Annotated in this window: 14 protein-coding genes and 1 tRNA gene; 2 read left to right on the top strand and 13 right to left on the bottom strand. The window is 27.2% G+C overall.

Annotated features, from left to right (window positions below; all coding sequences use genetic code 11):
- Positions 1-293: 293 nt before the first annotated feature.
- From IUY40_RS18860 to IUY40_RS18815, 11 genes are all read right to left on the bottom strand, one after another.
- On the bottom strand, positions 294-1,112 hold the full coding sequence (locus tag IUY40_RS18860) for a hypothetical protein (protein ID WP_195738413.1): 819 nt from the start codon (positions 1,110-1,112) through the stop codon (positions 294-296).
- Positions 1,096-1,419, bottom strand: coding sequence for a helix-turn-helix domain-containing protein (locus IUY40_RS18855; RefSeq protein WP_195738414.1), 324 nt, complete (start codon positions 1,417-1,419; stop codon positions 1,096-1,098). Before IUY40_RS18855 ends, IUY40_RS18860 begins: the two co-directional genes overlap by 17 nt.
- 509 nt (positions 1,420-1,928) lie before the next feature.
- Positions 1,929-2,891: a hypothetical protein gene (locus IUY40_RS18850; RefSeq protein WP_195738412.1), complete on the bottom strand. Its 963-nt coding sequence runs from the start codon at positions 2,889-2,891 to the stop codon at positions 1,929-1,931.
- Between the two features lie 116 nt (positions 2,892-3,007).
- On the bottom strand, positions 3,008-3,133 hold the full coding sequence (locus tag IUY40_RS19645) for a hypothetical protein (protein WP_255520472.1): 126 nt from the start codon (positions 3,131-3,133) through the stop codon (positions 3,008-3,010).
- A 13-nt stretch (positions 3,134-3,146) separates the two neighbouring features.
- On the bottom strand, positions 3,147-3,458 hold the full coding sequence (locus IUY40_RS18845) for a hypothetical protein (RefSeq protein ID WP_195738411.1): 312 nt from the start codon (positions 3,456-3,458) through the stop codon (positions 3,147-3,149).
- Between the two features lie 55 nt (positions 3,459-3,513).
- Positions 3,514-3,861: a hypothetical protein gene (locus IUY40_RS18840; protein ID WP_195738410.1), complete on the bottom strand. Its 348-nt coding sequence runs from the start codon at positions 3,859-3,861 to the stop codon at positions 3,514-3,516.
- Positions 3,862-3,870: 9 nt separating this feature from the next.
- Complete coding sequence (locus IUY40_RS18835) at positions 3,871-4,077, bottom strand: hypothetical protein (RefSeq protein ID WP_195738409.1); 207 nt, start codon at positions 4,075-4,077, stop codon at positions 3,871-3,873.
- Positions 4,070-4,363 carry a helix-turn-helix domain-containing protein gene (locus IUY40_RS18830; protein WP_195738408.1) on the bottom strand — a complete coding sequence of 98 codons (294 nt, stop codon included), beginning with the start codon at positions 4,361-4,363 and terminating at the stop codon, positions 4,070-4,072. Before IUY40_RS18830 ends, IUY40_RS18835 begins: the two co-directional genes overlap by 8 nt.
- A gap of 40 nt (positions 4,364-4,403) precedes the next feature.
- Positions 4,404-4,547 (bottom strand): hypothetical protein, encoded by a 144-nt coding sequence (locus tag IUY40_RS18825; protein WP_195738407.1) that lies wholly within the window; start codon positions 4,545-4,547, stop codon positions 4,404-4,406.
- Positions 4,548-4,600: 53 nt separating this feature from the next.
- Positions 4,601-4,819 (bottom strand): hypothetical protein, encoded by a 219-nt coding sequence (locus IUY40_RS18820; RefSeq protein ID WP_195738406.1) that lies wholly within the window; start codon positions 4,817-4,819, stop codon positions 4,601-4,603.
- A gap of 133 nt (positions 4,820-4,952) precedes the next feature.
- Positions 4,953-5,672 carry a hypothetical protein gene (locus IUY40_RS18815; RefSeq protein WP_195738405.1) on the bottom strand — a complete coding sequence of 240 codons (720 nt, stop codon included), beginning with the start codon at positions 5,670-5,672 and terminating at the stop codon, positions 4,953-4,955.
- Between the two features lie 192 nt (positions 5,673-5,864).
- On the opposite strand from IUY40_RS18815, the gene IUY40_RS18810 reads away from it, so the two are divergent.
- Together IUY40_RS18810 and IUY40_RS18805 are read left to right on the top strand one after the other, a co-directional pair.
- Positions 5,865-6,584, top strand: coding sequence for a hypothetical protein (locus tag IUY40_RS18810; protein WP_195738404.1), 720 nt, complete (start codon positions 5,865-5,867; stop codon positions 6,582-6,584).
- Positions 6,585-6,605: 21 nt separating this feature from the next.
- The gene (locus IUY40_RS18805) at positions 6,606-7,049 is read left to right on the top strand and encodes a hypothetical protein (protein WP_195738403.1); all 444 of its coding nucleotides are present in this window, start codon (positions 6,606-6,608) and stop codon (positions 7,047-7,049) included.
- A 509-nt stretch (positions 7,050-7,558) separates the two neighbouring features.
- On the opposite strand, the gene IUY40_RS18800 is transcribed toward IUY40_RS18805, so the two are convergent.
- Together IUY40_RS18800 and IUY40_RS18795 are read right to left on the bottom strand one after the other, a co-directional pair.
- Positions 7,559-8,758: a site-specific integrase gene (locus tag IUY40_RS18800; protein WP_195738402.1), complete on the bottom strand. Its 1,200-nt coding sequence runs from the start codon at positions 8,756-8,758 to the stop codon at positions 7,559-7,561.
- 185 nt (positions 8,759-8,943) lie between these two features.
- Positions 8,944-9,016: transfer RNA gene (locus IUY40_RS18795), tRNA-Phe, on the bottom strand.
- Positions 9,017-9,087 lie beyond the last annotated feature (71 nt).

Raw genomic sequence — 9,087 nt, 5'->3', positions numbered from 1 at the left:
GGATTTAATAAATTATGATATTATTGTAAAGTCTTGTGAAATTTACAAATCATACTTTTTTATAGACTTTTTAAAAACCCACTTTACCCACTTTGGGGGGTATGGTGGGTAAAATAAATATTTACATTGAACCCTCTTTTTAACCTAAAAAACGGCTTTTTTGCTCTTATTTTCTACCAATTATTATTCTATCATATATAACACACTTAAAAACAATGTTTTAAGCATTTAGATTCAAGTACTATGAGTACTATATAACACATAAAAACCACTCCCGTTGGTGCGGTTCATTTTCAGTTATTTTTTAAGTGATTGATTTGTTTTAAATATTGGTTTAACTTTTCTTTTGCGCTTGATTTTCGCAAAGGTATTTTAATATTTAAACCGTTTGCATTAATAGTTTTTTGCAACTCTTTTAGTTTTTGTGTTTTAGTTGGTTGCTTGGGCGCAAAATCTTTAATGTGTAAAAACCCGTTTTCAAAATCTCTTAAGCAATCATTTGTTAATAAATTCAAATACTCATTTATTGCATTTATACCGTTAGTGATGCTATAGCCATTTTTTACACTTATCTCTTGTTTGCTTTGGTTTTGTGTTAGTGAAAAAGGATTTAACCATTGCAAAAATAAATCAAAATATTTTCCAGTATGTGAATGTACAAAACCTCGTTTTATTGCTATTTCATGTAAATAAAACTTATAGATTAAATTTTGCCTACTCATTTTTTTGGGAACTTCAAAATATAATCTAATGACTTTTATTATATCCGTTTCTTTTGGTGCGTGGTGTGTTTCAGTCGTTGCGTATTCTAAATTTTGAAGACTATAATCTTTATTGTTACCGTTTTTGAATCTTATTTGTCCGTTTCTAATAGGTATTTTACAAAATGTCTCTAAAATAATCTTAGCCACATTGTAAGCTTTGCCTTTTATAGTGATTTTAGCTTTATTAATAAGTAATTTTCTATTTATGGCATGATTGTAACAGTCGCCTTTGTTTGTAACAAATAAACCGCTTATTTGAGTTTTTACAAACCCTTGTTTTTGCAGTTCAAGAATTGCAAGCTTTTTTCTTATGGGTTTGATAGTCGTTTTTTTAATTGTTAACTTCATTTCTAGCAATTTTTAGATAACGCCAAATTGTGGGAGTACTTTTATTTAAAATAGCAGATATATCTTTATAAGTCTTACCGCTCAAATGTAAATCAAGTATTTTTTTTCCTAGTGTAGTCTCTCGTTGTTCTTTCCACTTTTCGGCAATTTGCCATTTTTCAATTGTTCTTACTGGTGCTTCTGTTATCTTACTTATTTCAGTAAGTGTTAAACCTATTAAGTATAATCTTTTTGCGTTTGCCTTAACCTCTAGTGTATAGGTGTTTCTTTGATTTAACTTACCTGTTGTTTTTACTTTTTTATTCATGAAGGGTATAGTTGAAATTGGTTAAAAATAGAATGGAAATATTAAAGCTAAAATTCAATTGAAATAAAGAAAAATGAAGTTTTTAGATAGGGGTTTGTTATCGGGTGTTTTTTTGTTATTTTTTTATTTAAATTCGACATGACCCCCTATTTAAAAATATTGTGTTCTAAATTCCTTTACCTTAATTTTAGGCTGGCTTTTTTACTGGTTTTTAGGCTTACTATATCTCTATAATTAGCTTTTTTACCTCTTATCGTAACATTAAGTTAGTTTAAGGGTGTTTATTGAATGATGTTTGAATTTTCATAGAAAAGACCGTATTAAAACACCATTTTCGGCAATTTTGTATTATTAATGTGTTTTTATCTTTTTGGTTACTGGTAAACTGTTTTACTATCTCGTTAAGAGCCTGCTACTGCTCCCTATCGGGAGTAAATTACAAGTTTCCAGAAAAAAATAATGGGATGTATATGTCCCATTTGTTAAAATATTTTTATCAATATATATCATTAGGTAGTAATAAAATCACTATGTATTTGTTTTTCAATCATATACGTTTTCTCGAAATGGGTACATATTTTAGTTTTCTTAAATTGGAAACTGTTTTTTTGAATCTCCCAATTATCAATAAATCGTTTCGCATTATAATACATCTTTTTAGGCAATGCTTTGTTTTTATATTGTTCGGTATGTTTATTTAAAACTATGTGCTTTCCTTTTCGGTAAATAGCCTTTGCAAGCTCTGTTTTGCTTTTGTGGGTTCCTGCTGGAGCTTCTATGTCATTGTCAAAGTTTAAACCATCCCACGTGCTAAAAAAGCGTTTTTGTAATCTGTTTAAATTTTCATCTGTAAAAAAATCTATTGCAATTGTTTTCTCAACTCTACGATGTACAGTTTCAACTCTGATTATATTTTTATCATTTGGAAGTGGTTTTTTTTTGTCCTGCATTTCAAAAACTTTATCATATACTTTATGGTAAACCCTGTAATCCCTATGCGTTTCCGTATTTATATGGCTTTTATTTTTGTAATTTGGATTAATAAAAAATACTTTTTCATTATCTAAGCCCCCTATACTGTAAATGTTTTCTATTATTTCTTTAGGTTTAATATCTGTTTTTAAATTTAGTCCAATTTCATAAAAGGTGATTATCATGTTATCAGGCTCAATCCCTTTGTTCTCCACTAACTTTAAAAATGTTTCCCTAGCTTGTTTCATTGTAAAACCTCCGAAATTAGTAAGGTTTTCGTTTTGTAAAAAAGAATAATATTTGTGTAAACTACCTGCTATTTTTAATATGTTATCTGTACTTATTTTTATATAAAACCCACCATCAAAATTTTTAGTTGTTCTATTGTCGTAATGCTTTAAGCCGTTTACAGATTGCTCTTGTAAACGGCTGTTTTTTATAATCTTATTTTTTTCCGCTTCTGATAAACTTTTTTTTATCATTGTGATATTGTCAATCATTTTCTATATTTGCAGTACTACAATTGTCTATGTCTTATTCAATTGAGTGCTTTTCGTTATTAAGCCCTTAAGTAAGGCTTTAAGCAAACCGCCCTTAAGTAAGGCGGTTTTGGCTTTTAAACAGGTTTGAAAGTTGTTTTAAATGAAATTCTAAACATTAGTCTGTTAAAGATTCTCACTCTAATTTGTACCGTTTCACCACTCAAAGCATATATTTTTTGAATATTAAATATTTGTTTCATTTGTCAAATTATTTTAAATTTTAGAAAATTCTCCCGCAGTATCTTTTCTTTTAATTAACAACTTATCTAAAAAAGCAAGTTCGTCATGTGGTAATAATTGCTTACAAAGTCCAGCTAAAGAACCGCAAACGCTTAAATTTTCATGACTCCCACTATACGCTATTACTTCAATCGCTTCTAATACCGCCCATATTGATGCCGATAAATCCTCGTAATCTGCAAAATCCATTTTTATTAATACGGGACTACCTATGTTGTTATTTAGCTCTATACCGCTGTTTTTTAAAGCATTCTTATTGTATTCCGTTATTTGTTTCGTGCTCATTTTTATATTTTTTTGGTTGTAAATTTAATTTTAACAACTCCTTTTGTAGAGTAACTTAATTAAATAAGTTTGTTTGTATTGGTTTCGCAGACTCTATTTTTTTTAATAATAGGATTGAAAATAATTGATTTTTAGAGTTTATTCTCGGGTATATTTTTTTTAAAATAGCTGTTGTTTCTTCTTTGCCGTAACCAGTATCTAAATAGCATACGTAATCGTTTAATTTATGTATTTCGGTTTTTACAACTCCCAATACAACGGCTTTGCCCTTGTATTTTCTATTCAATAATATTTCAAATTGATTGCCTTTAAAATGTTTTGTAGGATTAAAAAGCCTTATCGTTGTAAAACATTTACAATCTAATTTATTATTCCAGTTTGCTGAAAATTCTAATTTATCCATATTGTTTTTTTAACGTGGTTTTATACTTTTACTTTCTTGTGTACTGCAAAATCCTAGTTGATAAAAAATGTTTTTCCCGCCTTTATTTGTCTTAATCTCCATTGCTGAACCGTAAGGCATTTTTTGTTTTACAACCTGATTCCCTTTGATACTTACTACTTCAATAATAGTGTCTTTTGGTAAATCATACGTTTTTACGATTTGCTTTTTAGCCATTTCCGATTGATTTATTTTCTATAAAATAATCTATGTCGGAGCGTTTTATGAGTATCTTACTATATTTCATTGATTGCATTCTTACTGGCTCTAAAAATCCTTTATCAATATAAGCTTGTAATGTGTTTCTACTACAATTCAAGACCCCCATTGCTTCTTTCGGGGTTAATAGTTCTTTCTTTTCTTTTGATTTTAACTCTAGTACGTTTTTGGCTATACTCTGAACTGTATTTTTTAAGTCTGTCCACTCTGTTAATGATACGGTTACAACTGCTATATTTTCCATATTGTTTATTTACTTGTTAAAACTTTTCTTCAATTGTCTTTTATACGTTAATCAGTTTTTTTAATATTTCATCTTTTTTTAATAAGCGATTTATTGTAACCTCTTGTACTGGTATCTTATTTTTTGATGCTTGCTTAATAAAATAATCTCTTATTTTATTGGTGATAATGATTGATGAATCCATGTTTTTGTTTTTTTAAGTGTTTTTCGTTATGTGTTTTGACTTGAAGCAAACCGTTATGATTCTGCAACGTCCTTTAGTTCTTGTAGTGCTTTGGCTTTTTTTTCTTTGTACTCTTTTAAATACTTTGTTGTGGTTTCTATAAGTTTTAAATTTTCTTTTGTTTCCACACCTCTTAAGAACCTTTGTACGGTATCATAATTTACACCGCTAATTTTTGCTATTTCTTTACCGGCACCGTTTGGTAACTGTTTTCTAATTTCTTTAATATCCATAATTTAAAATGTTTGATTAAATTTAGTCAATCAATTTTATATTTATTCTTTTATTTGACTTTGCAAAGATACTTAAATATGTTTGACTAAATTTAGTCAAACATATGGTTTTTGTAGATTATTTTTATTTTATTCAAACTCCGTATTTGCTTATAATAGAGTTAGTTAGTGCGTTTTTAAATTCATCAAATAAATAGGCATATTTATTTATTAATGTTTTGTTTTTTGCTGAACCACTTAAGAAATACTTAAATTTACCTAAAGACATATAAAAAAAAATTCTGTTTATGTCTTCTAAAGTTTCCCTAATATTTGTTTTTATTTTGTTTTGGATTAAAAAATCTTTTAAAAAATCTTGATTGTTTAAATTATAAAATTCAAATAATGATATACCTTTTAAAATATTATTATTAGTTTTTGACAATAAATAACTATCTAATTCAATACCCGCCTTGTTTTTAGTTTTATCAAAAAAATCAATGCTTAATTTTTCCCCTTCAAAACATTGCACATCTATATCCCATATTTGAATGGTAGGTAAAAAATTAAAATAAGCAGTTACAAAATGTGTGTCAAAAATCTCTAATTCCTTTATCACTAAATTAGAAATGTTTTCTAATATATTTATTTCATTGTGAATTAGTTCTCTGTCTTCTTTGTCGTTTAAACTTATAATTTGTTCAAAATCATTTTCTGAATAAAACTCATTAAATGCGATTGACTTAAATTTTGTGTTTTGTCTTTTGGCAGTTAATAATATATATATACTATAATAACTTTCTTTATTTATTACATAAGGTTTTGAATTTGTATTCAAATAGTGTTTTACTGTAATCTTACTTTGTTTACTCATTTGCTTTATTTCTTTATTAAGTGTTTCGTTGCCCCAAAAGTAGCAAAAACATAAGATTATTTTATCAATACATATCAATATTTTTTAAATTGAGTAAACATATAAGAAAAATATTGATACATTTGAAACTAAACTTTTCTTACAAAAACCTTAATTACTTAAAAAAAAGAATAATAACCAATAATACTAAATATGAATAGTAGCCTATTTAAAGAAAAAGAGCATTTAGATTCTTCGGAATATAATAATTTATTTGGCGACCCTTTTTGGAATATGTCAGGAAATTCAAAAGCAATGAAGTTTTATCTTCAATTAAATGAAAGAGATAAAGCTTTGATTTTAAAAGCGAATTATGTAAAAATGATTGAAAAAGCTAGAGAAAGAAATTTTAACAAAGCGGCTGATTGTTTGCAATGGTGGCTAGATGGTACAGGCTTTACAAAAAACATAGATTACCATTGGCTTAGAAGTAAAAGCGAAGTTATTGTAGCAGAAAATATAAATGTTGAACGTTTTCAAGATAGAATAAATAATATAAATTTTAATATAAAATTAAATAAAGAAGGAGATTTTACAGATTATATTAATGAATTGCAACGTCAATTTACGGGAGGGATTTTTGGAGAATTATATTATATGTCTGGAACAAGTACAATAATTTCTTCATGTGATTTTAAAATCACGAGAACAAAAAATAATTTCACTTTATTTGGTACAATAATCCATACTTGGTGGGATAGATATGATTGGCATGAAGGAGCTAATGCTTACATTCCTAGTTTTGGCTCTATTAAGGATTCAGATGCTTTATTAGTAGAGAAACATTGTGGAGCAAAACCCTTTAGAATGGAAAGTAAATGGAAACAAACTTTTAATAAAACATTTCAAACTGGAAATTTAAAACTTAAATAAAAAAATAAAACACAAAGAGAAATGAATAGTATTAATGGAGAATATAAAAAGAGAGAAGAATTAGACAATAATATTGATAAGCTAGTAGTAATTTTACTAAATTTAGTAAAGAAATGTTTTAGCTTTATTATTCTTGTCTTTTTTATTTCTTGCGGAAGTCAAACAACTACAAATGAAATTTTGAATGTTGGAAAAGAATTAACTACGAATGATTTATCAAAAACAGATTCCACTGAAAATATTGTATTTATTGGAAAAGAACTAAAGGGAAAAATAAATGAATTAAAAAAGCAAAACTCTAAATTTAAATTAGAAGTTAAAAATGGGGATTTAAATTATCCTTTTGGAGATTCCAAAGCCGAGAATGTTTTAATATTAAATAATGGAATCCAAAAAATTAATGTGAGATTAAAATATAATTCAAATAAAAAGAAATTTGATATTTTAGGTTATACTTCTGAATAAAAAAACTATTGCTACTACAACGGATTAGGGTAATTGGCTTTATGGAAAGTCGATTATTTAATTGTAATTAGGTTTTTTTAGCTTTTTAGAAAAAATAAATATATTTCGGGTTCAGATGCACAAAGGAGCAAACGCTTATATTTATAGTTTTGGGAAACGTTGGTAATTTTTAAAGCACTCCAAAATGAGAGTTATAAGCACAGAAAAAGCTCTAAAATAGAGCTTGTGGCACTGATTGTGTGTTTTATATGTTTGTGTAGCTAATAAGGTTCATTTTATTGAGGTTTACGCTGTATTTTAAACCTTGTTTCTTATGGTGTACTCAGTACATTTTAAGGCTGTAGTATATCACATTTAAAATCCATATAATAAAAAAGTCGAAAAGTATAATAGATATTTCATTTATTATACTTTTCGACTTTTTTAATGTGAATGCCTTTGTTATTCGCTTTTTAGACCTTTTTTATATTGGTTGTGTAGGTACATTTCATTTTAATAATTATACTTTTCTAAAAATTTATAACGCTTAATTCGTTTTCTATAATAGTGTCCGTTATATGTCCATAAATCTGTGTAGTTGCCAGTTTTTTATGTCCTAATAACTTTTGTACCGTTGTTATAGAAACCCCCTTATAAAGCCAATATGTAGCATTTGTATGTCTTGCCGTATGAAAGGTTACATTTTTACTTATCGGTATGCCAGCTAATTTTGCAATTTCTTTTAAATGTCTATTGCAATGTTGATTAGTTAAAAGCTTAAAATATTCAAAACTACCTATTTGATTATATTTATTTAAAATTTCGCTTGGTTTTCCGTTAAACATCATGTGTATAGGAATCCTAACAATTGTATCAGTCTTTTGCATTTTTTTTACAATGTAGTCCTTACCCTCTATAGATACGATGTGTTTTTTTTCTAAACTGAAAACATCACTAAACCTTAATCCTGTATAAATCGAAAACATAAATAAATCTTTAACAGTTTGGTATTTAATGTTTTCGCCAATTAACGTAAGGTTTTCAATGTTTTCTATTTCCTGCGCTGTTAAAAATATTTTATCGCTTTCGGTTTGTTTTATTTTAAAAGTTCTAAAAGGATATTTTTGTATATCCATCAAATCTTTATTAATAGCTAAATTTACAAATCTCTTAATATTTTTAAAATGCTTTGATATTGTGCTTTGTTCCAGTTTTTTAGGAGGTAAGTTTTTATAAGTAATTATTTGTTTCCTTAGAAATAAATCAAAATTATGCAAGAACTCAAACGTTAAATCTTCAAAATAAATAGTAGGTTTAAACTCTTTAAGTTTTCTCAAAGTTGTTAACTGACTTTTTTTTGTTCCCATTTCTCCCTGTAATAATGGTATTTCAAGCTCCATAAACTCTGTGAAAGTTTTTATATTTGCTCCTTTGAAAAAATCATCTAGCATGCTTAAGTTAAACACTTTGCCGTTATTTAATTTGTCTAATTCAAAGTTTTCTAAATCTCGTAAGGTTTCCAATATTTGTTTATTTAACTTGATAGAGTTCGGGTAATCTGTTTTAATAGTTCGGGTTTTATTGTTCCAGTCTTTTGGCTCAATATAAATAGCAGTTGAAAAATATTTTTTCTTTCCGTTTAAATAGCATTCAAGTTGTATCAATGCTTTGCCTTGTTTATTTAACTGATTTTTACGGTTAAATATAGCTGTGTACCTTGCTTTATTCATAAGTTTAAGTGTTTTCGTTACTACAAACCTACAAACTAAATTTCAACTAACAATATCTAAACGGGTAGAAAACGAGTACTAAATACATTGATATTCTTTGATAATTTAATGTGTCATAAAAAGCATAAATCCCAATAAAATAAGGGCTTTAAACGAAAAAACCCACTCGTTTTGAGTGGGTTTTGTGGTACCTCCAGGGATCGAACCAGGGACACATGGATTTTCAGTCCATTGCTCTACCATCTGAGCTAAGGTACCTTAATTATACTTTATAATAATAAAAGTAAAATATGAATAAAAAACCCTGTTTTATTAGAAACAGGGTTTTA

The organism is Flavobacterium sp. ALJ2, from assembly GCF_015594725.1.
GTDB lineage: Bacteria > Bacteroidota > Bacteroidia > Flavobacteriales > Flavobacteriaceae > Flavobacterium.
This window is presented reverse-complemented; position numbering and strand designations above follow the sequence as displayed.